Source organism: Kitasatospora sp. NPDC089509 (genome assembly GCF_044749365.1).
Taxonomy (GTDB): domain Bacteria; phylum Actinomycetota; class Actinomycetes; order Streptomycetales; family Streptomycetaceae; genus Kitasatospora.
In genome coordinates this window covers 102,852-125,684 of sequence record NZ_JBIVHS010000004.1, presented here as the reverse complement: position 1 = coordinate 125,684, position 22,833 = coordinate 102,852, and the positions used below count along the sequence as shown (strand labels likewise).

The following is a 22,833-nucleotide window of genomic DNA, read 5'->3' as shown; positions in this document are numbered from 1 at the left end:
TCGGGACTATCTATCTCGGGATGGAAACTCAGCCCCGGGAGCGCCGGGCCCGGCGGACGGTCCGTTCGCTCTCCACCGGCTCCGCCAGGTGCCCGTCCACCAGGCGGGTCAGGGCCGCGACGAAGGCGTCCTGCTCGGGCTGCGGCAGCGCGTCCAGCAGCTCCCGGTGGACCCGGTCGGCGATCCGGGTGCCCTGCTCCACGGCGCGGGTGCCCTGCTCGGTGACCGAGATGATCCGGGCCCGGCGGTCGGTGGCGGACGGGCGGCGCTCGGCCAGGCCCGCCTTCTCCAGCTCGTCGACGGTGACCACCATGGTGGTCTTGTCCAGGTCCGCCAGCTCGGCCAGCTGGATCTGGGTGCGTTCCGCCTCCTGGGCGTGGAACAGCACGCAGTACGCACGGGGGGTGATCCCGAGCTCGGTGAAGGCGGCCGCCATCCGGGTCGCCAGCACGTGGCTCGCGTGGTCCAGCAGGCCGGAGATGTCGCGGATCTGGCGCACGGGCACGGGCGGGGTCGTCGTCATGCGTCCGAGGTTAGCAACGGCCCGTCTGCTGCCGGATGATCCCGTTGCTGACCAACACCGGGGTTACGGGATTCCCAACTCGAACAGCGCATAGCCGGCGTACCAGCCGGCCGCGATCACCGGCATCGCGAACAGCCCGACCAGCGTCGAGGTCCGCACCCGGCGCAGCGCCACCGCCAGACCGATGAACAGCGGGAAGGCCGGCAGCAGGTAGCGCGAGATGTTGCCGAAGATCTGGTTGCTGCTCAGCGCGGTGAAGACGGTCAGCCCGGTGAAGATCCACAGCACCAGCGGCGGACGGGCCTTCCCCAGCAGCACCAGCAGGCCGGGCAGGGCGATCAGCAGGGCGATGGCGATCAGGTCCGGGACGGGGTTGGACTGCCAGAAGTCCCAGTGGCCGGTGATCACGTCCATGAACGTCCGCGCGGTGGAGGCGCCGAAGTCGAAGTAGCGGTTCCAGGCGCCGCGCTGCAGCTTGAAGTAGCCGCCCCAGTCGCCCATCCGCCAGCCCACCCAGGCCACGTAGCCGAACAGGCCCCACGGGGTGATCAGCATCGCGGTCAGCGGGCGGGCCACCCCGTCCCTGCGGCGGACCAGCGCGACCAGCGCGGCGATCGAGACCGCGGCGATCAGCGCGGCCGCGGTCGGCCGGTTCAGGCCCGCGACCAGGGCCAGCAGGCCGGCCGCGAGCCAGCGGCGGGTCATCACGCAGTAGCAGGCCCAGGCGGACAGCGCGACGAACAGCGAGTCCGAGTAGACCGCCCACTCCACCCCCGAGCCCGGGAACAGGCCCCAGATCACCGCGGCGATCACCCCGGCCCGGAAGCCGCCCAGCCGCTCCGCGATCGCGAAGATCCCGGCCGCGGCGACCAGCGAGGCGATCACCGAGACCGCGATCCCGGAGCCGTACGGGCCGAGCCCGGTGACCGCGCCGACCAGCCGCATCAGCCAGGGGTAGAGCGGGAAGAAGGCGGCGGAGTTCTCGTAGTAGGTGGCCAGCGGGAAGCCGTGCAGCGGGATCAGCTGCGGGTCGTAGCCGTTCTCGGCGATCCGCTGGTACCAGACGCCGTCCCAGGTGCCCAGCACGTCCCAGGCGTGGGCGCCGCCGCCGCGGCCGACCTGCTTCTTCAGGTAGTCGCCGGTGTGGTCCAGCAGCAGCAGGAAGACGGCCAGGCCGGTCGCCTTGACCACGGCGTAGGCGCCGAGCGCGGGCGCGAAGCGGTCCACCAGCGCCATGAAGCGGCCGGGCGCCGGGCCCGTCCGCTGCTCGGAACGCCCCTCCGACTCCGACTCCGGGGCCGTCACCGGCCCGGTGCTCGACGACCCTCCGGCGGCCGGTTCGGTGCTCGACGACTCTCTGGCGGCCGGTTCGGTGCTCGACGACTCGGTGCTCGATGCCGTGCTCATCTGGTCTGGGTACTCCCCGCCCCGCTCCTGGTGCGCGCGGCTCCGGCGCGACGATGTTCCCGTGAGCCTACGGCACGCCCCCGAGCCCGGGCCCTCCCCCGGCCGCCCGGGAATCCCGTGGCGCCGGGGGTGCGGCCGTCGCCGCCCGGGCCGGGCGGCGACGGCCGGCGGGCTCAGCCGTGGAGGTACACGATGCCGAGCTTGGTGAGCTGCCAGAGCTGGGCAGGGGCGCCGGTGTCGGTGGCGAGTTCGACGTAGGGGTTGCCCTTGGCGTCGAGGGCGGTGGCGGCCGCCAGCACCTTGGTGGGATCGGCCGAGTCGGCGATCTTGTAGTTGCCGTTGCCGGCCGGGACGAACACCCAGTGCTGGTTGGCGCCGCCGTTGCAGCCCCACTGCTGGATCCGGGTGCCGGCGGCGGTGGCGGCCGCGTTGGCGTCCAGGCACATGTTGCGGTTGCCGCTGAAGTCCAGCTCGTAGCTGCCGCCGGCCTTGGCCTCCAGGACGAAGGACTGGTTCAGCCCGCCGGTCGCCGGGTAGCTGATCGCGGCCCGGCCGTTGGTGGAGTCGTCGTAGGTGCCGCCGCCGGAGAGGTCGAGGGCGTTGCCGGTGGCCGCGTTGGTGAGCTGGTACCAGGAGCCGTCCTCGGGGCCGTCACCGAAGGGCTGTCCGGGGGTGAGCGGCTGGATCGAGGTGGTGTTCTGCTGGTTGAGCGTGCAGTAGGCCTCCGCCTGGTCGGGCTTGGCGAAGAACTGGCCGAGGCAGACGCCCTCACCGCGGTAGCCGGCCACCCGCAGGTGGTACGACTGGCGGACCATGTTCATGCACAGCCCGGGGATCCCGATCTGCGAGTCGCAGCCGTTGCGGGCCCACTCGGAGAGGTTGATGACGTCGCCGTTGCTGTACTCGTACGGCGAACTCGTCCACTCCGCGCACACCTCGTGCCCGAAGGCGACCCGCCGCTGGTCCAAGTACCGTACGCCGGGCACCTGTTCGGCCGCGCCGCGGAGCGCGTCGCTGAACGTGGGCACCACCCAGTCGTGGCCCCAGGCGAGGTCCTCGGGGAAGGCCGGGCAGCCGTCGGTGATCTTGCCGAGGTAGTCGTTGCGCCGGATGTCCGGGGTGATCGGGTTGAAGTACGACTGGTAGACGAGCTGGTACGCGGAGTCGGCGTAGCCGGCCTTGCGCATGGTCTGCCGGACGTCCTGGAGCGCGGCGACGACCTTGGGCTGGACCGCCTTGGCCCGGCGGCGGATCTCGTCGCTGCCGATGGTGTCCCGGCAGCCCTGGTCCTTGGGGATCGGGAAGTACTGGGCGAGGCAGTGCATCATGATGCCGCTGAAGTCGAAGTCGTCGTTGGCGCCGATCGTGACCACGACCATCTTGACGTCGTACTTGCCCGCCGCGTCGGCGAGTTTGACGTCCTGTTTGGGCTCGCCGAAGTCGCCGAAGCCCGGGCCGGTGATCTTGGCCAGCTCGGGGTCGCTGACCAGGTCGCCGGTCTGGGCGCCGGAGCAGGCGAGGTCGATCGGGGTGACCCCGGGGATGTCGGTGGCGAAGATCTCCGACTTGGGGTGGCGGTGGCAGTAGTTGGTGGGGGTGTCGGTCCCCGGGAAGTAGCCGTCGTTGGTGTCGGTGCCGGCACCCTCCCCGGAGATGGCGCTGTCGCCGAGGGCGACGATCGCGGCCGGGCGGGTCGGCGCCGGGGCCGGGGCCGGGGCCGGCGAGGTGTCGGCGAACGCGGCGGGGGCGCCGGCCAGGCCGAGGGTGGCGACGAGGACGCCGGTGGCGAGCAGCGCGGCGGACCGGGACGAGCCCGTTCGCCCTCGCCGCGCCGCGGACGTGCGGAACCTGATCACACGCGACTCCTTGCGGGGGTGGGGGAACCGCCCGACTGGGGGTGCCGGACGGCGCGGAGCAAGAGAGGTGGTGCCGAAAAGGTGAGCAGGTCTCATATTCTAAGTACTGACAAGTAGTACAACAAGGCTTATGACCGCTCCGGGAACTGACCCGGAGTCGGCTGCCGGGCACGGAAAAGAGCCGCCGTTCCGCGCCCCAGGAGGGAAGCGCGGAACGGCGGCTCTCACCGGCCGAACCGGGGGTGGATTCAGCCCACGTTGGCGCAGTGGTTGCCGAACGCCGGGTTCAGCAGACCCACGATGTCGACGCTGTTGCCGCAGAGGTTGACCGGAACGTGCACCGGGATCTGGATCTGGTTGCCCGAGATGACACCGGGGGAACCGGCGGCGACACCCTCGGCGCCGGAGCTGGCCATCGCGGTGCCGGCGCCGGCGGCCACGATGCCCACCACGGCCGCGCCGACGGCGGCGGTCTTCTTGATGCTCATGTGAGCCTCCTGACTGTTCATACAGAGATGCACGGGGAGTGCGACATCTAGAACGAGACCCGTCCGGCCCGGTTGCGACGGTGGACGCACTGTCACCCGTCTGGCGCAATGCGACCGTCCACCGGGCATTCGGGTGATCTTCGGCGGGAGGAGGGCCGGACCGTTTCCCCCCGCGCGCTGCCTCGTTCTCCCTCACGAAGACGATCCAACCCGGCCCTGCTCCTGAAACGAGTACCGCCCATGCGCAACTCGCCCACGGCCTCGACGGCACCGAGGCCACCGGCAAGTCGGTCGACGTGGCGGGCCCCCCAGAACCCGGCGTTCGGCGACACCGCCTGAACGCCTGACCGGGAATTCCTGGTCGCACCTCCGTCCGAATCGTTCCCGGCCGTGCGGGAAATGTTCGCGGGGTGCTGGAAGAAACGCGGCGGCTGCGTCGACGCCCGAGCCATGGGCGGAACACGCCGGTGTGCGCCGCCGGAGTGACAATCACGGCGATCCCTGAAGCCTTCGGGTGAGTATTCGTGCTCGCCCGTTTCCCGACATTTCCCTTCCGTCGGGCAGAAATCGGAGGAACAACATGCGCAACCTCAAGAAGGCCGCCGCCCTGTCGCTGGCCGCCACCGGCCTGGTGCTCGGTGCCGCCGGCGGCGCGTTCGCCAGCTCGGGCGCCCAGGGCGTGGCCGCCGGCTCCCCCGGCGTGCTCTCCGGCAACCAGCTCCAGGTGCCGATCCACATCCCGGTCAACGTCTGCGGCAACAGCATCGGCGTCATCAGCATCCTGAACCCGGCGTTCGGCAACTCCTGCGCCAACATCGGCTGATTCGGCTCCCGCCGCACCGTCGGCAGCTGATTCACCCGAGCCCGTGCCGCGCCCCGCAGCGCCGGGGCGCGGCACGCTCCACCCGTGTGTGATCGAGGAGATCAACCCCCATGCAGAACGTGAAGAAGGTCGCCGTCCTCTCCGCCGCCGCTGCCGGCCTGGTGCTGGGCGCGGCGGGCTCCGCCGCCGCCAGCTCCGGCGCCGAAGGCGTGGCCGCCGGTTCCCCCGGCGTCGTCTCCGGCAACCAGCTCCAGGTGCCGGTCCACATCCCGCTCAACGTGTGCGGCAACACGATCAACGTGATCGGCCTGCTGAACCCGGCCTTCGGCAACACCTGCGTCAACGCCGAGGCGCACCCGATGCCCGCGGACGACTGCTGATCCCCGATCGGCACGCGTTTCGGCCGTACTGCCCCCCGACCAGCCGGCCGGGGGGCAGTTCGGTTTCCCCGATCCCTCGAAGGGTGATCCGCATGGTTTCGACGGTTTCGATGAAGGGCGGGGCCGGACTGGCCGCCGCCGTGGGCGCCGCGCTGCTGCTGGGCGCCGGTGCCGGTACCGCACAGGCCGCCGCCCCCGCGGGGCAGCAGCCCGCGGCGGGCCCGGCCACGCTGGCCAAGACCGACGTCGGGCAGGCGCTGGGCGGGACGACGGCGGGCCTCGGCTACGGCGTCGCGCCGATCAAGAGCCTGCGCCTGGACCCGTGGGCCAACTCCTCGGCCGACGTGCTGAACAACGGCGCCACCGTCCAGCCGGACCAGGGCCTGGCCCCGCTGGGCACCGGCACGCTGACCGGTCCGCTGAGCTCTGGCGGCGGGGTCAAGGACCTCCCGCTGGTCGGCGGGCTGTCCGGCGTCCTGCCGGGCTGAGCACCGGGCGTACGGACGCGGGGGGGGCCCCCCCCCCCCCCGCCCCCCCCCGGGGGGCCCGCGGGGGGGCGGGGCCCCGCCGCGTCCGGTCGGGTTGCGGAACCGGCTCAGAGCTGGGTCAGGTCGGCCAGGCCGCTCTGCTGCACCAGGCCGGTGACGGTCGAGGTGGCCATGGTGGGGGCGTCGGTCTGCTGCAGCACCCCGGTGGCGGTCGCGGTGGTGGTGTTCGCCAGGTCGTTCGCCTCGTCGGTGACGGAGAGCCGGCTCTCGTCGGTGCCGAGGCTCGCGGTGGCCCCGGGGACGGTCTGCACGGCACCGGGCACCAGGTGCGGGTCCACCTCGTCCACCCGGATCCGGCCGTCGGCGAGCTGACCGGTGCCGTCGTGCACCAGCGACAGCGGCTTGCCCACGTCCAGGCCGGGGGTCTTGGCCTGGAGCGGCGCGGCCGGGGCCTCCAGCAGCACCTCGCCGAGGTCGGCGCCCTGGTCGACCAGCGGGAGCGGCAGCTGGGCCTTGGCGCTCGGGCCGACCTTGCCGGTGGCCAGCTGGGGCAGCACGTGGTCCGGGAGCAGCCCGTTGTCGGTGGTCCGGCCGGCGACCGGCGGCATCACCAGCGAGGTCGGGATGCCGGCCGTGACGTGGCTGCCCAGCGGGGTGAGCGGCACGTCCGCCGGCACCTGCTGGGTGGACAGCTTGTCCTCCAGGGCTCCGACCTGGTCGGGGCTTACCGGGGCGGCGGAGGCCGCTCCCTGGGAGGCGAGCACGCCCGCACCGACCGCCAGCAGCATCGCGCCGGCCCGCTTGGAGAACTTCATGCTTTTCACCGTTCTGCCTGTCCGTACCGGGGACGCCTGGAGACCCGGTACCGGAGTTCCTTCGGGGAGGGCTGCGGGGCCCGCAGCCGGAAAGCAATCTGCGCAACGAGTGACCGTGAGTTCGGATTGCGGGCGTTAACCGATTCGGCCTAATAATCCGACCGCAAACCACCCTTGGACGCGCCTCCCGGACTCTTTTCAAAAATCCCCGTAACCTTCCGTGCCGTCATTCTTTGATCTGGACGTCAGTGACTGCAGACCGGGTCTGAGCGTTCGACGCGTTGCTACGCACGGAAACCGAAAGCATTTCAGAGAGGGATCTCCCCATGATCCAGAAGTCCTTCGCCGCCGCCGGCCTGGCCGTCGCCGCGCTGGCCGGCGCCGCCGCACCCGCTTCCGCCATCGGTGACGCGGACGGCGCGGCCGCCTCCATCGAGGGCAACGGCGGCACCAACTTCACCGGGACGGTCGGGAACAACAGCCCGAACTTCCACTTCCTGGACAACGCGAACGTCTGCCTCCCCGAGATCCACAACATCGCCGTCGGCGTTCTCGGTGTGGCCGTCCCGGTCGAGGTCCCGATCGCCAACAGCGGTGGCAAGCAGTACTGCACCCAGGGCCAGGGCACCCAGAGCCACGGCGACGCGGGCGTGTCCCACCTGGTCGGCTGACGCTCCCCCAGCCCACCTCGCACCACCTCCTGAACCACCCTCGAATCGCTCCCCGATTCACCCTTGAGAGGAAAACCGGAAATGATCAAGAAGTCCCTCGCCGCCGCCGGTCTGGCCGCCGCCGCCATCGCGATGTCCGCCGGCTCGGCTTCCGCCATCGTCGACTCGGACGGCGCCGCCACCTCCGTCCAGGGCAACGGCGGTACCAACCAGACCGGCACCCACGGCAACGGCAGCCCGAACTTCCACACCCTGGACAACGCGAACATCTGCCTGCCGGAGGTCCACAACATCGCCGTCGCCGTCGTCGGCGTCGCGGTTCCGGTCGAGGTGCCCGTCCTGAACAGCACCCCGAAGCAGATCTGCAACGTCGGCCAGAACACCCAGTCCTCGGGCGACGCGGGTGTCTCGCACCTGATCGGCTGATCAAGGGGCATGGCACGGACGGAGGGCCCGGGGAGGAAAGTTCCTCCCCGGGCCCTCCGGGCTTGACCGAGGTGTCCGGCCGGACCGCCGAACGGGTGCGGGCCGTCCGGTCGACCGTCCGTCCGGCCCGGCGCGTGGGGCGTCGGACCGGACGGGCCGAGTGATCACCAGTCAGAGGCAGAGCGCCCGTGGGGGCGCTCCCACAGAGAGGGCAGATCCATGAAGAGCAAGCTGGCCAAGGCCGCCCTGACCGCCGCCGCCGCGCTCGCGCTCGCGGGTGCCGCCACCCCGGCGTTCGCGCACGTCGGCCTGGAGGGCGGCGGCGGCCTGGTCGCCACCGGCGACCAGCCGTTCGTGGCCGGGGGCGGGTTCGGCGTCGGCCACACCTCCAACGTCATCGCCGGCGGCTTCGCGGGCGGCGGCGCCACCGCGACCGACCTGGCCGGCGGCGGCGAGGGCTTCGCGCACGTCAACGGCTGGCACTAGGACGCCGGAAGGCCGGGTCGCCCCGCGGGGGACGGCCCGGCCTTCCGTCTGTCCGACGCCTACTGCTGCTTGAGCATCGCGGCGGCCTCGACCGCCCAGTAGGTGAGGATCTGCTCGGCGCCGGCCCGGCGGAGCGAGGTGAGCGTCTCCATGATCATCCGCTCCCGGTCGATCCAGCCGTTCGCGGCGGCCGCCTCGACCATCGCGTACTCGCCGGACACCTGGTACGCGGAGACCGGCACCGGGGAGGCGTCGGCGACCTGGCGGAGGATGTCCAGGTAGGCCATGGCCGGCTTGACCATCACCATGTCGGCGCCCTCGGCGAGGTCCAGCTCCAGCTCGCGCAGCGCCTCGCGGGCGTTGGCCGGGTCCTGCTGGTAGGCCTTGCGGTCGCCCTTGAGCGAGGAGCCGACCGCCTCGCGGAACGGGCCGAAGAACGCCGAGGCGTACTTGGCGGTGTAGGCGAGGATGCCGGTGTCCTGGTGCCCGGCCTCGTCCAGGGCCCGGCGGATGACGGCGATCTGGCCGTCCATCATGCCGGACGGACCGACCAGGTGGACGCCCGCGTCGGCCTGGACCCGGGCCATCTCGGCGTAGCGCTCCAGGGTGGCGTCGTTGTCCACGCTGCCGTCGGCGGCCAGCACGCCGCAGTGGCCGTGGTCGGTGTACTCGTCCAGGCAGAGGTCGGACATCACCACCAGGGAGTCGCCGACCTCGGCGACCACGTCCCGGATCGCCTGCTGGAGGATGCCGTCCGGGTTGGTGCCCTCACTGCCGATCGCGTCCTGCACGAGCGGGACGCCGAACAGCATCACACCGCCCAGGCCCGCCTCGGCCGCCTCGACGACGGCCTTGCGCAGGGTGTCCCGGGAGTGCTGGACCACGCCCGGCATCGAGCTGACCGGGACGGGCTCGCTGACGCCCTCGCGGACGAACATCGGCAGGATCAGCTCGGCCGGGTGCAGCCGGGTCTCGGCCACCAGACGGCGCATCGCCGGGCTCTGCCGCAGCCGGCGCGGGCGGACGTACGGGAATTCAGCGGACACGGCTTCTCTCTCCGAACGGTTGTGCAGCACTGGGGACGGCGAACCGCCGCCCCCAGCACCATAGTTGGCCTTACACCCGGGGGCGGGGACCCTCAACGGGCCTTGCGGCGGGAGCCCGGACGACGCTCGCTGGGCCGGTAGACCGGCTCGCCCGCGGCCGTCGCGGTGTCCCGGCGCCTGGCCCCGAAGTCCGCCAGCGCCTGGGCCAGCGCGGCCGCCGACGGCGCCGGGGCCATCACGTCGACCCGCAGGCCGTGCTCCTCGGCGGTCTTGGCGGTGGCCGGGCCGATGCAGGCGATGACCGTGACGTTGTGCGGCTTGCCGGCGATGCCGACCAGGTTCCGGACGGTCGAGGACGAGGTGAACAGCACCGCGTCGAAACCGCCGCCCTTGATCGCCTCACGGGTCTCGGCCGGCGGCGGCGAGGCGCGCACCGTCCGGTACGCCGTCACGTCGTCGACCTCCCAGCCGAGCTCGACCAGGCCGGCCACCAGGGTCTCGGTGGCGATGTCGGCGCGCGGCAGCAGCACCCGGTCGATCGGGTCGAAGACCGGGTCGTACGGCGGCCAGTCCTCCAGCAGCCCGGCCGCGGACTGCTCGCCGGAGGGCACCAGGTCCGGCTTCACGCCGAAGTCCACCAGGGCCTGGGCGGTGGTCTCGCCGACCGCCGCGACCTTGATCCCGGCGAACGCCCGGGCGTCCAGGCCGTACTCCTCGAACTTCTCCCGGACGGCGCGGACGGCGTTCACCGAGGTGAAGGCGATCCACTCGTAACGGCCGGTGACCAGGCCCTTGATGGCCCGCTCCATCTGCTGCGGGGTGCGCGGCGGCTCGACCGCGATGGTCGGCACCTCCTGCGGCACCGCGCCGTACGAGCGCAGCTGCTCGGACAGGCCGTGGGCCTGCTCCTTGGTGCGCGGCACGAGGACGTTCCAGCCGAACAGCGGCTTGGTCTCGAACCACGAGTGGGAGGCGCGGTGGGCGACCTGCTCGCCCACCACGGCTATCACCGAGGTCGCCGGGTCCACCGGGGCGGAGACCGGCGAGGGCAGCACCCGGGCGGCCTTCAGGTCGGCCGCGATGGTGGCCAGCGTGGAGGTGAAGGTGCGCTGCCGGGTGGTGGTGCCGGACAGGGTGGCGCTGAGCGCCGAGTCCGGCTTGCGGCCGTTGGAGACCAGCGCGCTCGCGGTGGCCGGCAGCTGGCCCAGGGTGGTGCGGACCACCAGGGTGGTCTCCGGCGCGCCCAGGTCCACCGGGACGCCGGACAGCAGCTGGGCGCCGTCCACGAAGCGGACGTCGGCACCGGCCGCGCCGCGCAGCGGGACGCCCGCGTACGCCGGGACGCCGACCGACTGGGCGACGCCCGGGATCACCTCGAAGGGGATCCCGTCGCCCGCGCAGCTGAGCATCTCCTCGGCCGCGCAGCCGTCCAGACCCGGGTCGCCGTCGACGGTGCGGACCACGTGCTTGCCGGCCCGGACGGCCTCGGCGACCAGCTTGGCCAGGTCGAAGCCGGCGCCCTCGGCGGCCGGGGCGTGCACCTGCACGCCGGCCGGACAGTGGGTGCGCACGGCGGCCGCGGTCAGCGGGTCCGCGACCAGGACGTCGGCCGAGGACAGCACCTCGACCGCGCGCAGGGTCAGCAGGCCCGGGTCCCCGGGACCGGCTCCCAGGAAGGTGCACCGTCCGGTGGGCTGACCGGCCGGGAACAGGGCGTCAGTGGCGGCGGTGGGGCTCATCGGGCTCGCTCCCCCATCAGGGTGGCCGCGCCCGCGTCGAGCAGCCGGGCGGCCAGGTCGTGGCCGAGGGCCCGCGCCTGCCGCTCGGCGGTCTCGTCGAGGACGATCGGACCGTTGGCGGACATCTTCAGCAGGGCGGCACCGTCGGGGTCGCCGACCACTCCGTCCAGCTGCAGTTCGTTCTCCCGGCTCCAGGTGGCCAGTGCGGCCACCGGGGCCGAGCAGCCGGCCTCCAGGGCGGCCAGCAGGGCGCGCTCGGCGGCCACGGCGACCCGGGTGGGGGCGTGGTCCAGCAGCGCGAGCGCGGCGGTCAGCCCGGTGTTCCCGGTGGTGCACTCGATGGCGAGCGCGCCCTGGCCGGGGGCCGGGATCATCAGCTCGGGGTCGAGGTGCTGGGAGATCTCGGCGCTGCGGCCGAGCCGGTTGAGGCCGGCCGTGGCCAGCACCACGGCGTCCAGCTCACCGGCGGTCACGAAGCCGATCCGGGTGTCCACGTTGCCGCGGATCGCCACCGTCTCCAGCCGGGCCCCGTGGGCCCGGGCCCAGGCGTTCAGCTGCGCCATCCGGCGCGGCGAGCCGGTGCCGATCCGGGCCGGGCGGCCGGCTCCGGCCAGCTTCTCCACCAGCTCGTCCAGGGTCAGGCCCTCGGCCGCGACTAGGGCGTCCCGGACGTCCTCGCGGACCGGGACGGCGGCCAGCGCCAGGCCCTCGGGGGCGGCGGTGGGCAGGTCCTTGAGCGAGTGCACGGCGAAGTCGATCCGGCCCTCCAGCAGGGCGTCCCGCAGCGCGGAGACGAACACGCCGGTGCCGCCGATCTGGGCGAGCGCCTCCCGGGAGGTGTCTCCGTAGGTGGTGATCTCGACCAGCTCGACGGGGCGGCCGGTGAGCCTGGTCACCTCGCGGGCGACCATGCCCGACTGGGCCATGGCGAGCGCGCTGCGCCGGGTGCCGAGCCGCAGGGCGGCGGCCGGAGCCTGCTCGGTGAGCGGTTGACCATTCATGAGGTGATCGTCCCGGTGGTACTCGTGGGATGGCTGACGGTTCATCTGGTGCCCCCGCCCGAAGGCTGGGGCGGACCGCCGACGGGCGTGCCCGACACGGCGTGCACGGCCGCCGGGTCGAGGTCGAACAGCTCGCGCAGGGCGTCCGCGTAGGAGGCCCCGCCGGGCTCGGCGGCCAGCTGCTTCACCCGGACGGTCGGAGCGTGCAGCAGTTTGTCGACGACGCGGCGGACGGTCTGGGTGATCTCGGCGCGGGAGCGTTCGTCCAGGTCGGGCAGCCGGGAGTCCAGCCGGCCCAGCTCGGCGGCGACCACGTCGGAGGCCATCGACCGCAGCGCGACCACGGTCGGCGCGATCCGGGCGGCCCGCTGGGCGGCGCCGAAGGCGGTCACCTCGTCGGAGACGATCCGGGTGACCTGGTCGACGTCGCCGGCGCCGGGGCTGGCGGCGTGCGCGTGGGAGAGGCTCTCCAGGTCGACCAGCAGGGCGCCGGCCAGCTCGTGCACGGCGTGGTCGACGTCGCGCGGCATGGCCAGGTCGAGCAGGGCGAGCGGCTGGGGCGAGGTGCGTACGGCGACCGCGGCGGCCACGTCCTCGGCCCGGACCACCACACCGGCCGCGCCGGTGCAGGAGATCACCAGGTCGACGTCGGCCAGCGCCTGGGGCACCTTGGCGAGGTCCAGGGTGCGGGCCACGTCCGGGCCGAGGATCTCCACCAGGCGCTCGGCGCGGGCCGGCGTCCGGTTGGCGATCAGCAGGTCGGTGACCCCGGAGCGGACCAGGGTGGCGGCGGCCAGCGAGCTCATCGAGCCGGCCCCGACCACCAGGGCGCGCTTGCCGGCGATCTCGCCCGCGCCCGCGGCGACCTGCTCCAGGCCGAAGGTGACCAGCGACTGGCCGGCCTTGTCGATGCCGGTCTCGCTGTGCGCCCGCTTGCCGACCCGCAGGGCCTGCTGGAACAGCTCGTTCAGGTCGCGGCCGGCGGTGTGCTCGTCCTGGGCCTTGGCCAGCGCGTCGCGCAGCTGGCCGAGGATCTGGCCCTCGCCGACCACCATCGAGTCCAGGCCGCAGGCCACCGAGAAGAGGTGGTGGACGGCGCGGTCCTCGTAGTGGACGTACAGGTGGGAGGTCAGCTCCTCCAGGTCCACCCCGCTGTGGTGGGCCAGCAGCAGCGACAGCTCGGCGACGCCGGCGTGGAACTTGTCCACGTCCGCGTACAGCTCGATCCGGTTGCAGGTGTTGAGCAGCGCGGCCTCGGCGACGGTCGAGGACGCCGCCGCGTCGTGCAGCAGCCGGGTCGGGACCTCACCGGTCAGCGCGGCGCGCTCCAGCACGCCGACCGGTGCCGTCCGGTGGCTCAGTCCGACGACGAGAAGACTCATGCCCGCCCCCCACGGCGTTCGGTGTTCATGCGGGCATCACCGCGGACAGCTCGCCCTCGCCGCCCTTGGCGGTCTTGCCCTTGACCGACTGCTCGGCCTGGTCCTTGTCCTTGGCCGCCGGCTCGGCGCCGGTGCGGCCCTTGCCGCTGCCGCCGGCCGCCCGGCGCAGCTTGGCCGCGGCCGCGCGGACCGGGCCGGGGGCGCGCTCCAGCACCGACTCGGCGCGGTCGGGCTCCTCGCCGGCCTTGCGCTGCTCGTGGAAGGCCAGGATCTGCAGCTCGATGGAGAGGTCCACCTTGCGCACGTCCACGCCGTCCGGGACGGTCAGCACGGTCGGGGCGAAGTTCAGGATGCTGGTGACGCCCGCCTCGACCAGCCGGTCGCAGACCTGCTGGGCGGCGCCGGGCGGGGTGGTGATCACGCCGATCGAGACGTGCTGGCTCTCGACGATCGACTCCAGCTCGTCCATGTGCCGCACCGGGAGCCCGGCGGCGGTGGAACCGACCACGTTCGGGTCGGCGTCCAACAGGGCGGCGACCCGGAAGCCGCGCGAGGCGAAGCCGCCGTAGTTGGCGAGGGCGTGGCCGAGGTTCCCGATCCCGACGATGACGACCGGCCAGTCCTGGGTCAGACCGAGCTCGCGGGAGATCTGGTAGACGAGGTACTCGACGTCGTAGCCGACGCCGCGGGTGCCGTAGGAGCCGAGGTAGGAGAAGTCCTTGCGCAGCTTGGCCGAGTTCACGCCGGCCGCGGCGGCCAGCTCCTCGGAGGAGACGGTCGGCACCGAGCGCTCGGAGAGCGCGGTGAGGGCCCGCAGATAGAGGGGGAGCCGGGCGACGGTCGCCTCCGGGATGCCCCGGGCGCGCGCGGGGCGACGCGCGGCGCCCTGGTCGGGCGTCTGCGAACTGCTCTGTGGTGATCGGCCGATTGCCACGGTGCTCCTGTGGGTGAAGCTGGGCTTTGGCAGCCAGGCTAAGCGTTTGTGAACGTGTGCACAAAGATGGTGTCCGTTTTGTCCCCGCACAGTGATGCGCATCACGCCGTCGAACCCATAGCACCGGCCCGGGTCAGGACCAGCTCCGGGGCCGTGGAACCGGGCAGCCAGGGCCCGTACGACGCCTCCCGGCGGAGCAGCCGGACGGCCGTGCCGGACGGACGGGACCGGGCCCGGCCCAGCCGCGGCCAGGGCACCCGGGCGGCCTCGCGAAGCGGGCCGGTCCAGTCGTCCGGCGGGCAGGACGGGACCCCCACGCAGTGCCGCAGCAGTTCCGCCGTCACCCGGGCGTCGCCCAGCGCGGTGTGCGCCGGGTACCAGCCGAGACCGGCCGCCTCCACACAGGCCGCCAGGCCGTGGCTGCGGGCCTCCGGCAGGTGGGCCCGGGCCAGCCCCATCGTGCACAGCAGCGGGACGGGCGGCAGCGGCACCCCGATCCGGGCGAACTCGCGGTCCAGGAAGGCGTGGTCGCAGCTGACGTGATGGCCGACCAGCACCCGGCCGGCCAGCAGCTCCAGCAGCCGGGGGGCGATCTCCCGGAACCGCGGGGCGCCCTCGACGTCGGCCTGGCGTATCCGGTGCACATGGGTCGGGCCGACCGGGCCCAGCGGGTCCAGCAGGGTGGCGAACTCGCCCTCGGGGCGGAGCCGCTCGTTCAGCAGCACCACCGCGACCTCGACCACCCGGTGCCGCCACGGGCTGCGGCCGGTCGCCTCCACGTCCACCACGGCGAACCCCCGGGAGCCGGGCAGGGCTTCGGGCGGACCGGGGGTCGGGCGGGGAAGCATGGCGGCACTCCTCGTGTGCTCAGCCCCCCACGGGCGCAAACGCGTTCGATCGTAAGCCGACCACGGCGCGCCGCCCCAAGCCGGAACGGAGTGTCTTTGGCAACGATTCGGCGAACCGCCCCCGCCGGTCGGCGGGGGCGGTGGTGCACGAACGGAGGTCGGCCGGACGGGGTCTAGGCGCCCAGGGCCTTGCGCAGGCGCTTCTCGTCGACCCGCCAGAAGTCGTGCTGCCGACCGTCGATCAGGGTGACCGGGATCTGCTCCCAGTAGCGGCGGTACAGCTCCTCGTCCAGGGTGATGTCCTTCTCCTCGAAGGTCGCGCCCAGCTCGGCCGTCACCCGGAGCAGCACCTCCCGGGCCTCGTCGCACAGGTGGCAGCCGGGCTTGCCGACCAGGGTGACGGTACGGTCGGCCGGCTCGGGGCTCTTACGTCGCAGCAGTGGGCTCACCCCGCCATTGTGGCGGGGCCGACGGATCGGCTGTTCACCCCACGGGCACGGCTCCGTCACGGCCGCTCCCCGCCCGGCTGGCTATGCTCGATGACATGGCCGTGCTCCGAAGGCTCACCCAGTCCAGACGCTCCACCACCGAGCGGAGCGCCCTGGCAGGCGAGGCCGCCGCCGCGGCGGCCGAGGCCGCACTGCGCGCCCCCGCCCTGGACGCCCCCGCGGCCCCCGCCCCGGAGGCCCCCGCGACACCCGAGACCGAGGCATCGGAGACCGCGACGCCGGAGACCGAGGCGTCGGCGGGCAGGCCGGGGAAGGCCCCCAAGGCCCCGGCCGGGAACCACACCCCCGACCCGGACGACCCGCGCGCCGCCGCCTTCTTCGACTGCGACAACACCATCCTGCGCGGCGCCGCGATCTTCTACCTCGGCGTCGGCCTCTACCGCCACGGCTTCCTCACCCGCCGCGACATCGCCCGCTTCGCCTGGCAGCAGGCCCTCTTCCGGGTGCAGGGCACCGAGGACCCGGACCACATCTCGGACGCCCGGAACACCGCCCTCGGCATCGTCGCGGGCAAGCCCACCGCCGACCTGGAGGCGATCTGCGAGGAGGTCTTCGAGCAGGTCGTCGCCGACAAGATCTGGCCCGGCACCCGCGCCCTGGTCCAGATGCACCTGGACGCCGGTCAGCGGGTCTGGCTGGTGACCGCCGCCCCGCTGGAGGTGGCCCGGATCATCGCCCGGCGGCTCGGCATGACCGGCGCGCTGGGCACCGTCGCCGAGGCCCGGGACGGCCACTACACCGGCCGACTGGTCGGCGACCTGCTGCACGGCCCGGCCAAGGCCGCCGCGGTGCGCGCGCTGGCCCGGCACGAGCGGCTGGACCTCGACCGCTGCGCCGCCTACAGCGACTCGGCGAACGACATTCCGATGCTCTCGCTGGTCGGCCACCCGTACGTGGTGAACCCGGACGGCGCGCTGCGGCGGCACGCCCGGGCGCAGGGCTGGCGGGTGCGCGACTTCCGGACCGGGCGCAAGGCGGCCCGGGTGGGGCTGCCGGCGGCGGCCGCGCTCGGGGTGCTGGCCGGTGCGACGGCCGCCGGGGTGGCGCTGCAGCGGCGTCGTCGGCGCGGCTGATCCCGGCCGACCCGGGGGTCCGGGGCGCCCCGCGCCCCGCCGCGCGCCCGCCGCGCCCCATCCGGGGAACCGTTTCTGCCTTCTCCCCCGCGCGGGTGAGAAAGCGTCAATCAGGGGCCTGACCTGGCCCCTCGTACGAGCGAACTCCCCGCCCCGACACGGCCGTCCGGGCTCGCTGACAGAACCTGTCACCCGGTGACCGGTTCTGATCGTTCGCCAGGCCGGGAAAGTCAGGGGTTGCGGAGCCCCAAGGCTGGGAAACCGCCCGCAGTACCGCCGAATTGGTCACCCTGGGCGCCCGAACGGTCACGTTGAGCCGGATGAACGATGACATCTCCGGTCAGTGTCAGCCGAATATGCACAACAAATGGATCCCAAACGACCACTTCGACCACACGGTGTAGCTGTCATTGCACAAAGCGTTATTCTCTCCTGGATGCACGTCACCCATGCATCCCGCTCGAACGGATGTCATGGGGAGTGCTCTCCGCGCAGGCGGAGGTGATCCGTCCACAGTTCTGCCTCTGGGAGTCCCGTGTACCCACCCGTCCGGAACGACGCGCCTGCACCCTCCCGCCCGTCGTCCGCGCCCCTGCGTCCCCGCACCGGCCTGCGCGGTCGGCCGGCCGAGCGGCAGATCTCCACCGGCCTGGACCTGCTGCGCACCCTGCTCCGCAGCCAGCTCGCCATCTCACCCCAACTCGTGCCCGCCGGTGTGCCGTTGGGCCACCAGCACGGCCCCGGCCTGGCGCTGCGCACCACCGCCGCCGGCTCGACCGGCACCGGTTCACGCGGCCGCACCGGCAGCACCGGAGTCGGCCGCGGCCGCACCCGCACCGCGCCGAGCCCCGGCTACGAGACCGAGCACAACCCGATCATGGAGCTGGTCGAACGGGCCCAGGCCGGCGAGAGCGACGCCTTCGGCCGGCTCTACGACCACTACGCGGACACCGTCTACCGCTACATCTACTACCGGGTCGGCAGCCGGGCCACCGCCGAGGACCTCACCAGCGAGACCTTCCTGCGCGCGCTGCGCCGGATCGGCACCTTCACCTGGCAGGGCCGGGACTTCGGCGCCTGGCTGGTCACCATCGCCCGCAACCTGGTCGCCGACCACTTCAAGTCCAGCCGGTTCCGGCTGGAGGTCACCACCGGCGAGATGCTCGACTCCAACGAGTGCGAGCGCAGCCCGGAGGAGTCGGTGCTGGAGTCGCTCTCCAACGCCGCCCTGCTGGACGCGGTGCGCCGGCTCAACCCCCAGCAGCAGGAGTGCGTCACGCTGCGCTTCCTGCAGGGGCTCTCGGTGGCCGAGACCGCGCGGATCATGGGCAAGAACGAGGGTGCGATCAAGACCCTCCAGTACCGCGCCGTCCGCACCCTGGCCCGGCTCCTCCCGCCCGACGCCCGGTGAGGCGGCGGTGACCGAGGGGGCGATAGCCCGGCGGTCCGACGGCCCGTCACCACGCCCGCCCGGCCGACACGTCCGGGTGAACGGTCGGTCCGATGATCAGCCGTGCGTAACCGACCGCCCGCACCACTCGTTGGCCAGCGTGCAAGCCCCCACCAGGCGTACGGTCAAGCCGAATTGCGACCGGTCACCCGATGGAGTGGCTTTGGCCCGCCGGGGCAACCGTCCGGCAGGCCGGGGTGTCGACAACGACGAAGGGAGGTGTGGCCCGTGACGGCAAACGTGCTGGAGCACCGGCGGGCGAAGGCCTTCGCCGAGGCGCTGGAGGCCCACCAGGCGGAGCAACGCCACGCGGCCGGCGCCGAATCGGCCAACGCCGCTACCGGCGAGGTCGGTTCGATGGCGATGGCCGAACTGGTCGGTCTGGCCGACGCGCTGGGGGCACTGCCCGGACCAGCCCTGGACCAGGAGGTCCGGACGGTCCAACGAGCCCAGCTGATGGCCGCGTTCGAGCAGGCCTTCGCCGGCGGACCGGGCGCCGCGGTGCCCCGCCAGCGACGCCACCGGGCGATCCGGACGGCGCCGCGCGGCCGGTGGAGCCGCCGCTTCGCGATCGGCGGGCTGGTCGCCGGACTCGCGGTCGGCAGCCTGGCCGGGGCCGCCGCCGCCAGCTCCAACGCCCTTCCCGGGGACACGCTGTACGGCATGAAGCGTGGCCTCGAAGGGCTCCGGCTGGACCTCGCGGACAGCGACTCGGAGCGCGGTGAACTGCTGCTCGGCAACGCGGCCACCCGGCTCGGCGAGGCCAACGCCCTGGTCGGGCAGCCGGGTTCGGCCACCGGGCTGAGCCCGGACACGGTCGCCCGGGTCCGCCGCGCGCTGGACGACATGCACGCCGACGCCCTCAAGGGCCGCGACCTGCTGCGCTCGGTCTACCGCAGCAACGGCTCGTTGGACCCGATGCGCGCCCTGGCCGGCTTCGCCCACGACGAGGACGGCCGCTGGAGCGAGCTGCAGGGCCGGCTGCCGGTCCAACTCACCGACCAGGCCAGCCTGGTGAACCAGCTCTTCGACGACATAAGCGAGGACGTCGCGCCCCTGCGCCTGGCCCAGCCCCCCGCCAAGAGCGGCGGCCCGGCCGGCACCGGAGCGGGCGACGACTCCTCCGCCACCACCGGCGGCTCCCCGGCCGACCCCGGGACGAACGGCGCCGCCCCCGGCTCCGCGCAGTCCCAGGGCGGCACCGGCGACACCAGCCGTCCCGGCGGCCCCGACCGCGCCCCGGCCGACCCCGGCGCCGGCAGCACGGCCGGCAACGGGTCCAAGGGCGGCGGCCTGCCGAGCACCCTGCCCAGCAGCGCCCCGGACGCGGTCAACGGTCTGGTCGGCAACCTCACCAGCGGGCTCACCGGTGCCGGCCGTCCCTCGCCGAGCGCCGACGCCGTCCCGCCGCAGGTGCCGCAGCAGCCGTCCGGCCCGCCCAGCACGCCGAGCGGCGCCCAGCAGGGCGTGGACGTGCCCCCGCTGATCCCGGGCCTGCTGCCCGGACTGCGGATCCTCGGCGGCAGCTGAGGAAGGTCGTGACGGGGCCCCGGCGGAGCGTTCCGCCGGGGCCCCGTCACGACCTCAGCAGACCAGCCGGATCAGCGGACCAGCCGGATCGGAAGACGCTGGATCAGAAGAACACCGACCGCCGCTGCACCAGCAGTTGGTACAGGGTGTGCTGGATGGTCTCGCGCACCTCGTCGGCCAGGTCGAAGACCAGCATCGGGTCGTCCGCCGCCTCCGGCGGGTAGCCGTCGGTGGCGATCGGCTCGCCGAAGCGGATCGTCCACTTGGTCGGCAGCGGCAGCATCCCGACCGGCCCCAGCCACGGGAAGGTCGGCGTGATCGGCACGTACGGCAGGCCGAGCAGCCGGGCCAGCGTCTTGGCGTTGCCGATCATCGGGTAGGTCTCCTCCGCCCCGACGATCGAGCACGGCACGATCGGCACCCCCGCCCGCAGCGCCGAGGAGACGAAGCCGCCACGGCCGAAGCGCTGGAGCTTGTAGCGCTCGGCGAACGGCTTGCCGATGCCCTTGAAGCCCTCCGGCCAGACCCCGACCACCTCGCCGCGCTCCAGCAGCGCCTGGGCGTCCTCGTTGCAGGCCAGGGTGTGACCGGCCTTGCGGGCCAGCTCGTTGACGCCCGGCAGCACGAAGACCAGGTCGGCGGCGAGCATCCGCAGGTGCCGGCGGCCCGGGTGGTGGTCGTGGACGGCCACCTGGGTCATCAGGGCGTCCAACGGCAGGGTGCCGGAGTGGTTGGCGACGATCAGCGCACCGCCCTCGGCCGGGATGTGCTCGACCCCCTGGACGTCGACCCGGAAGTACTTCTCGGCCAGCGGGCGCAGCAGCGAGAGCAGCACCTCCTCGGTGAGCTCCCGGTCGAAGCCGAACTCGTCGACCTCGTAGTCGCCGGTGATCCGGCGGCGCAGGAAGGCCAGCCGCTCGGCGGCCCGGCCCTCCCAGCCCTTGCCGAACAGCCGGGTGGCCGCCGGGCCGAGCTGCCCGGACAGCGCCCCGCCGACCGCGCCGGCCAGCCGGTCGGCCAGGGCGGGCGCCTCGGGCGAGGTGTAACTGGGGGCGGACTCGATCGGGATGACCTTGGCCTCGCCCGGCACGTTCTCGGCGGCGGCACTCATCGCGGGTTCAGCTCCTCGGGCGGTGGGGACGGTGCGGTACGGCGGTCGCCGTGCCGGCGGCCGGTTCCGGGCCGAGCAGGGCGGTCAGCCGGTCGGTGACGGCGGCCAGCCGCTCGGGCGGCAGCAGGCCGGGGCCCAGCGCGTCGGCGAAGTCGGCGAAGGCCTCCGGGGTGGTGAACGCCGGGCGGTAGCCGAAGGTCTCCCGCAGCCGCGTGGTGTCCACCACCCGGCCGTGGGTGAGCAGCCGCAGCTGCTCCGGCGAGACGTCCACCAGTCGGGTCTGCCGGGCCAGCGCGGCCATCCAGCTGACCGCGGGCAGCAGCAGCGGCAGGGTGGGGCGGCCGAGCCGGCGGGCGCACTGGGAGAGCAGCAGCACGCCCTCGCCCGCCACGTTGAGGGTGCCGGTGTTCACGGTGCCCGGCACGGGCTCGTCCGCGGCCCGGCAGAGCACCGCGACCGCGTCGTCCTCGTGCACGAACTGCAGCCGGGGGTCGTAGCCGAGCACGGTCGGCAGCACCGGCAGCGCGAAGTACTCGCTGAGCGGGGTGTCGGCGCCGGGGCCGACGATGTTGGCGAAGCGCAGCACCGTCACCGCGACGTCCGGGCGGCGCCGGGCGAAACCGCGGACGTACCCCTCGACCTCGGCCGCGTCCTTGGCGAAGCCGCCGCCGGGCGGGTCCTTCGGCTGGATCCGCTCGCTGAACACCGCCGGGTCGCGGGGCGCGGAGCCGTAGACGCCGGTGGTGGACTTCACCACCAGCCGGCGCACCCCGGGCGCCTTCTGGCAGGCGCCGAGCAACTGCATGGTGCCGATGACGTTGGACTCCTTCACCGCGGAGCGGTTGGTGGAACCCAGTCCGGTGGCGCTGACGCTCAGGTGCACCACGGTGTCCACCCGGTGCTCGGCGATCACCCGGGAGACCGCGGGCCGACGCAGGTCGAGCTGGTGGAAGGTGTACGGCGCGACGGGGCCGTCCGGCTCCTCGACCGGCAGCCGGGGCGGCTGCACGTCCACACCGACGACCCGGTCCACCCCGGGGCGCCGGCGCAGCTCGGCGGCGAAGCGGGCACCCAGATGACGGGCCACGCCGGTGACGAGCACGACCACACCCACGGTGCTGCACCCCATTCCCTCGACCGAGCGGCCTGCGTGCACCGTACCGCGCCGCCCGACCGGGCCGTAAAACGACACCGCCCGCCCCGGGCCACGAGGGCCGGGACGGGCGGTGGAACGTCTGAACCCCGCGAGGGCGGGGCCAACGAGTTCTTCCTGCGCCGCTGAACGCGAGTCCGCGGGTGACCCCCGCGATGGCGGGGCCGAGGCGCAGGCTCAGACGTTACTTCTTGTTACGACGCTGGACCCTCGTGCGCTTGAGAAGCTTGCGGTGCTTCTTCTTGGCCATACGCTTGCGACGCTTCTTGATGACAGAGCCCACGGAACAACCCTCGCTCACTGAGACTCTCGTCCGTGAGAGACGGAGTCCATACGACTGACGTGAGGGCCTAGCCTACCGTCCATGGCCGGAAGGCCGTAATCGCGCTCCCCTCAGCCGGAGAACTCACGGGAAATCCGGGGCGAACGGGGGCGGATCCACGGCTGTGGAACCACCCCCGCCCGCCCGTCGGCTACGCGCTCTCCAGCCGCACGTAGGACTCCTTGAGGTACTCGTGCACCGCCTGCTGGGGCACCCGGAAGGACCGTCCGACCCGGATGGCCGGCAGCTCTCCGCTGTGCACCAACCGGTACACGGTCATCTTGGACACCCGCATGACCGCGGCGACCTCGGCCACGGTCAGGAAGACGACTTCCTGCAGGGGACGCTCGACGGAACTCATGACCATCACCC

Annotated in this window: 25 protein-coding genes; 9 read left to right on the top strand and 16 right to left on the bottom strand. The window is 73.2% G+C overall.

All coding sequences use genetic code 11. The features are described from left to right. Positions 1–28: 28 nt before the first annotated feature. The 4 genes from ACIP4P_RS10225 to ACIP4P_RS10210 form a co-directional block, all read right to left on the bottom strand. Complete coding sequence (locus tag ACIP4P_RS10225) at positions 29–523, bottom strand: MarR family winged helix-turn-helix transcriptional regulator (protein WP_400916658.1); 495 nt, start codon at positions 521–523, stop codon at positions 29–31. Between the two features lie 63 nt (positions 524–586). Continuing rightward, complete coding sequence (locus tag ACIP4P_RS10220; RefSeq protein ID WP_400916656.1) at positions 587–1,930, bottom strand: glycosyltransferase family 39 protein; 1,344 nt, start codon at positions 1,928–1,930, stop codon at positions 587–589. A gap of 173 nt (positions 1,931–2,103) precedes the next feature. Then, on the bottom strand, positions 2,104–3,786 hold the full coding sequence (locus tag ACIP4P_RS10215) for an RICIN domain-containing protein (protein WP_400916654.1): 1,683 nt from the start codon (positions 3,784–3,786) through the stop codon (positions 2,104–2,106). 248 nt (positions 3,787–4,034) lie between these two features. Continuing rightward, positions 4,035–4,274, bottom strand: coding sequence for a chaplin (locus tag ACIP4P_RS10210; RefSeq protein WP_380522885.1), 240 nt, complete (start codon positions 4,272–4,274; stop codon positions 4,035–4,037). Between the two features lie 580 nt (positions 4,275–4,854). Between ACIP4P_RS10210 and ACIP4P_RS10205 the strand changes: the two genes are divergently transcribed. The 3 genes from ACIP4P_RS10205 (at position 4,855) to ACIP4P_RS10195 (ending at position 5,965) form a co-directional block, all read left to right on the top strand. Then, complete coding sequence (locus ACIP4P_RS10205) at positions 4,855–5,097, top strand: chaplin (RefSeq protein WP_400916652.1); 243 nt, start codon at positions 4,855–4,857, stop codon at positions 5,095–5,097. 110 nt (positions 5,098–5,207) lie between these two features. Then, positions 5,208–5,477 carry a chaplin gene (locus ACIP4P_RS10200; protein WP_400916649.1) on the top strand — a complete coding sequence of 90 codons (270 nt, stop codon included), beginning with the start codon at positions 5,208–5,210 and terminating at the stop codon, positions 5,475–5,477. 92 nt (positions 5,478–5,569) lie between these two features. Next, positions 5,570–5,965 carry a hypothetical protein gene (locus ACIP4P_RS10195; RefSeq protein WP_350511450.1) on the top strand — a complete coding sequence of 132 codons (396 nt, stop codon included), beginning with the start codon at positions 5,570–5,572 and terminating at the stop codon, positions 5,963–5,965. Positions 5,966–6,072: 107 nt separating this feature from the next. On the opposite strand, the gene ACIP4P_RS10190 is transcribed toward ACIP4P_RS10195, so the two are convergent. Beyond that, a complete protein-coding gene (locus tag ACIP4P_RS10190) occupies positions 6,073–6,780 on the bottom strand; it encodes a hypothetical protein (protein WP_400916646.1) in 708 nt (235 codons plus the stop codon). A gap of 326 nt (positions 6,781–7,106) precedes the next feature. Between ACIP4P_RS10190 and ACIP4P_RS10185 the strand changes: the two genes are divergently transcribed. From ACIP4P_RS10185 to ACIP4P_RS10175, 3 genes are all read left to right on the top strand, one after another. Continuing rightward, on the top strand, positions 7,107–7,451 hold the full coding sequence (locus ACIP4P_RS10185; protein ID WP_350507669.1) for a rodlet layer protein: 345 nt from the start codon (positions 7,107–7,109) through the stop codon (positions 7,449–7,451). Positions 7,452–7,532: 81 nt separating this feature from the next. Further along, complete coding sequence (locus tag ACIP4P_RS10180; protein WP_188309838.1) at positions 7,533–7,877, top strand: rodlet layer protein; 345 nt, start codon at positions 7,533–7,535, stop codon at positions 7,875–7,877. Positions 7,878–8,096: 219 nt separating this feature from the next. Further along, positions 8,097–8,363 (top strand): hypothetical protein, encoded by a 267-nt coding sequence (locus ACIP4P_RS10175; protein ID WP_400916643.1) that lies wholly within the window; start codon positions 8,097–8,099, stop codon positions 8,361–8,363. A 59-nt stretch (positions 8,364–8,422) separates the two neighbouring features. Here the strand turns inward: ACIP4P_RS10175 and hemB are convergent, their stop codons facing one another. The 7 genes from hemB to ACIP4P_RS10140 all read right to left on the bottom strand — a co-directional run bounded on the left by hemB (position 8,423) and on the right by ACIP4P_RS10140 (position 15,762). After that, positions 8,423–9,409, bottom strand: coding sequence for a porphobilinogen synthase (hemB, locus tag ACIP4P_RS10170; protein ID WP_400916641.1), 987 nt, complete (start codon positions 9,407–9,409; stop codon positions 8,423–8,425). A 92-nt stretch (positions 9,410–9,501) separates the two neighbouring features. Next, a complete protein-coding gene (locus ACIP4P_RS10165; protein ID WP_350511454.1) occupies positions 9,502–11,148 on the bottom strand; it encodes a bifunctional uroporphyrinogen-III C-methyltransferase/uroporphyrinogen-III synthase in 1,647 nt (548 codons plus the stop codon). Further along, the gene (gene hemC / locus ACIP4P_RS10160; RefSeq protein ID WP_400916639.1) at positions 11,145–12,149 is read right to left on the bottom strand and encodes a hydroxymethylbilane synthase; all 1,005 of its coding nucleotides are present in this window, start codon (positions 12,147–12,149) and stop codon (positions 11,145–11,147) included. The genes ACIP4P_RS10165 and hemC overlap by 4 nt, the downstream gene beginning before the upstream one ends. 41 nt (positions 12,150–12,190) lie before the next feature. Next, positions 12,191–13,531 (bottom strand): glutamyl-tRNA reductase, encoded by a 1,341-nt coding sequence (locus tag ACIP4P_RS10155; protein WP_350511456.1) that lies wholly within the window; start codon positions 13,529–13,531, stop codon positions 12,191–12,193. Positions 13,532–13,556: 25 nt separating this feature from the next. Next, positions 13,557–14,459, bottom strand: coding sequence for a redox-sensing transcriptional repressor Rex (locus tag ACIP4P_RS10150; RefSeq protein WP_350511522.1), 903 nt, complete (start codon positions 14,457–14,459; stop codon positions 13,557–13,559). Positions 14,460–14,566: 107 nt separating this feature from the next. Next, entirely contained in the window at positions 14,567–15,313 is a 747-nt protein-coding gene (locus ACIP4P_RS10145) for an exonuclease domain-containing protein (protein ID WP_400916636.1), read from the bottom strand. A 173-nt stretch (positions 15,314–15,486) separates the two neighbouring features. Next, positions 15,487–15,762: a glutaredoxin family protein gene (locus tag ACIP4P_RS10140; RefSeq protein WP_400916633.1), complete on the bottom strand. Its 276-nt coding sequence runs from the start codon at positions 15,760–15,762 to the stop codon at positions 15,487–15,489. 95 nt (positions 15,763–15,857) lie between these two features. Between ACIP4P_RS10140 and ACIP4P_RS10135 the strand changes: the two genes are divergently transcribed. From ACIP4P_RS10135 to ACIP4P_RS10125, 3 genes are all read left to right on the top strand, one after another. Continuing rightward, positions 15,858–16,895 carry an HAD family hydrolase gene (locus ACIP4P_RS10135; RefSeq protein WP_400916630.1) on the top strand — a complete coding sequence of 346 codons (1,038 nt, stop codon included), beginning with the start codon at positions 15,858–15,860 and terminating at the stop codon, positions 16,893–16,895. A gap of 592 nt (positions 16,896–17,487) precedes the next feature. Beyond that, positions 17,488–18,306, top strand: a complete 819-nt coding sequence (locus tag ACIP4P_RS10130) for an ECF subfamily RNA polymerase sigma factor, BldN family (RefSeq protein WP_400917134.1) — start codon at positions 17,488–17,490, stop codon at positions 18,304–18,306. Positions 18,307–18,573: 267 nt separating this feature from the next. Further along, complete coding sequence (locus ACIP4P_RS10125) at positions 18,574–19,875, top strand: DUF5667 domain-containing protein (protein WP_400916629.1); 1,302 nt, start codon at positions 18,574–18,576, stop codon at positions 19,873–19,875. Positions 19,876–19,978: 103 nt separating this feature from the next. On the opposite strand, the gene ACIP4P_RS10120 is transcribed toward ACIP4P_RS10125, so the two are convergent. The 4 genes from ACIP4P_RS10120 to ACIP4P_RS10105 form a co-directional block, all read right to left on the bottom strand. Further along, positions 19,979–20,986, bottom strand: a complete 1,008-nt coding sequence (locus ACIP4P_RS10120) for a lysophospholipid acyltransferase family protein (RefSeq protein WP_350511462.1) — start codon at positions 20,984–20,986, stop codon at positions 19,979–19,981. 7 nt (positions 20,987–20,993) lie between these two features. Next, a complete protein-coding gene (locus ACIP4P_RS10115; RefSeq protein ID WP_400916624.1) occupies positions 20,994–22,100 on the bottom strand; it encodes an NAD-dependent epimerase/dehydratase family protein in 1,107 nt (368 codons plus the stop codon). A 223-nt stretch (positions 22,101–22,323) separates the two neighbouring features. Beyond that, positions 22,324–22,422 (bottom strand): 30S ribosomal protein bS22, encoded by a 99-nt coding sequence (locus ACIP4P_RS10110; RefSeq protein WP_003948845.1) that lies wholly within the window; start codon positions 22,420–22,422, stop codon positions 22,324–22,326. A 190-nt stretch (positions 22,423–22,612) separates the two neighbouring features. Continuing rightward, positions 22,613–22,822 carry a helix-turn-helix domain-containing protein gene (locus ACIP4P_RS10105; RefSeq protein ID WP_045699258.1) on the bottom strand — a complete coding sequence of 70 codons (210 nt, stop codon included), beginning with the start codon at positions 22,820–22,822 and terminating at the stop codon, positions 22,613–22,615. Positions 22,823–22,833 lie beyond the last annotated feature (11 nt).

Excerpts from the sequence above, each read along its gene's own strand:
- ACIP4P_RS10225 (WP_400916658.1), bottom strand. The coding sequence starts at position 523 with ATGACGACGACCCCGCCCGTGCCCGTGCGCCAGATCCGCGACATCTCC.
- ACIP4P_RS10220 (WP_400916656.1), bottom strand. The coding sequence starts at position 1,930 with ATGAGCACGGCATCGAGCACCGAGTCGTCGAGCACCGAACCGGCCGCC.
- ACIP4P_RS10210 (WP_380522885.1), bottom strand. The coding sequence starts at position 4,274 with ATGAGCATCAAGAAGACCGCCGCCGTCGGCGCGGCCGTGGTGGGCATC.
- ACIP4P_RS10205 (WP_400916652.1), top strand. The coding sequence starts at position 4,855 with ATGCGCAACCTCAAGAAGGCCGCCGCCCTGTCGCTGGCCGCCACCGGC.
- ACIP4P_RS10200 (WP_400916649.1), top strand. The coding sequence starts at position 5,208 with ATGCAGAACGTGAAGAAGGTCGCCGTCCTCTCCGCCGCCGCTGCCGGC.
- ACIP4P_RS10195 (WP_350511450.1), top strand. The coding sequence starts at position 5,570 with ATGGTTTCGACGGTTTCGATGAAGGGCGGGGCCGGACTGGCCGCCGCC.
- ACIP4P_RS10190 (WP_400916646.1), bottom strand. The coding sequence starts at position 6,780 with ATGAAGTTCTCCAAGCGGGCCGGCGCGATGCTGCTGGCGGTCGGTGCG.
- ACIP4P_RS10185 (WP_350507669.1), top strand. The coding sequence starts at position 7,107 with ATGATCCAGAAGTCCTTCGCCGCCGCCGGCCTGGCCGTCGCCGCGCTG.
- ACIP4P_RS10180 (WP_188309838.1), top strand. The coding sequence starts at position 7,533 with ATGATCAAGAAGTCCCTCGCCGCCGCCGGTCTGGCCGCCGCCGCCATC.
- ACIP4P_RS10175 (WP_400916643.1), top strand. The coding sequence starts at position 8,097 with ATGAAGAGCAAGCTGGCCAAGGCCGCCCTGACCGCCGCCGCCGCGCTC.
- ACIP4P_RS10165 (WP_350511454.1), bottom strand. The coding sequence starts at position 11,148 with ATGAGCCCCACCGCCGCCACTGACGCCCTGTTCCCGGCCGGTCAGCCC.
- hemC (WP_400916639.1), bottom strand. The coding sequence starts at position 12,149 with ATGAATGGTCAACCGCTCACCGAGCAGGCTCCGGCCGCCGCCCTGCGG.
- ACIP4P_RS10155 (WP_350511456.1), bottom strand. The coding sequence starts at position 13,531 with ATGAGTCTTCTCGTCGTCGGACTGAGCCACCGGACGGCACCGGTCGGC.
- ACIP4P_RS10145 (WP_400916636.1), bottom strand. The coding sequence starts at position 15,313 with ATGCTTCCCCGCCCGACCCCCGGTCCGCCCGAAGCCCTGCCCGGCTCC.
- ACIP4P_RS10135 (WP_400916630.1), top strand. The coding sequence starts at position 15,858 with ATGGCCGTGCTCCGAAGGCTCACCCAGTCCAGACGCTCCACCACCGAG.
- ACIP4P_RS10120 (WP_350511462.1), bottom strand. The coding sequence starts at position 20,986 with ATGAGTGCCGCCGCCGAGAACGTGCCGGGCGAGGCCAAGGTCATCCCG.
- ACIP4P_RS10105 (WP_045699258.1), bottom strand. The coding sequence starts at position 22,822 with ATGAGTTCCGTCGAGCGTCCCCTGCAGGAAGTCGTCTTCCTGACCGTG.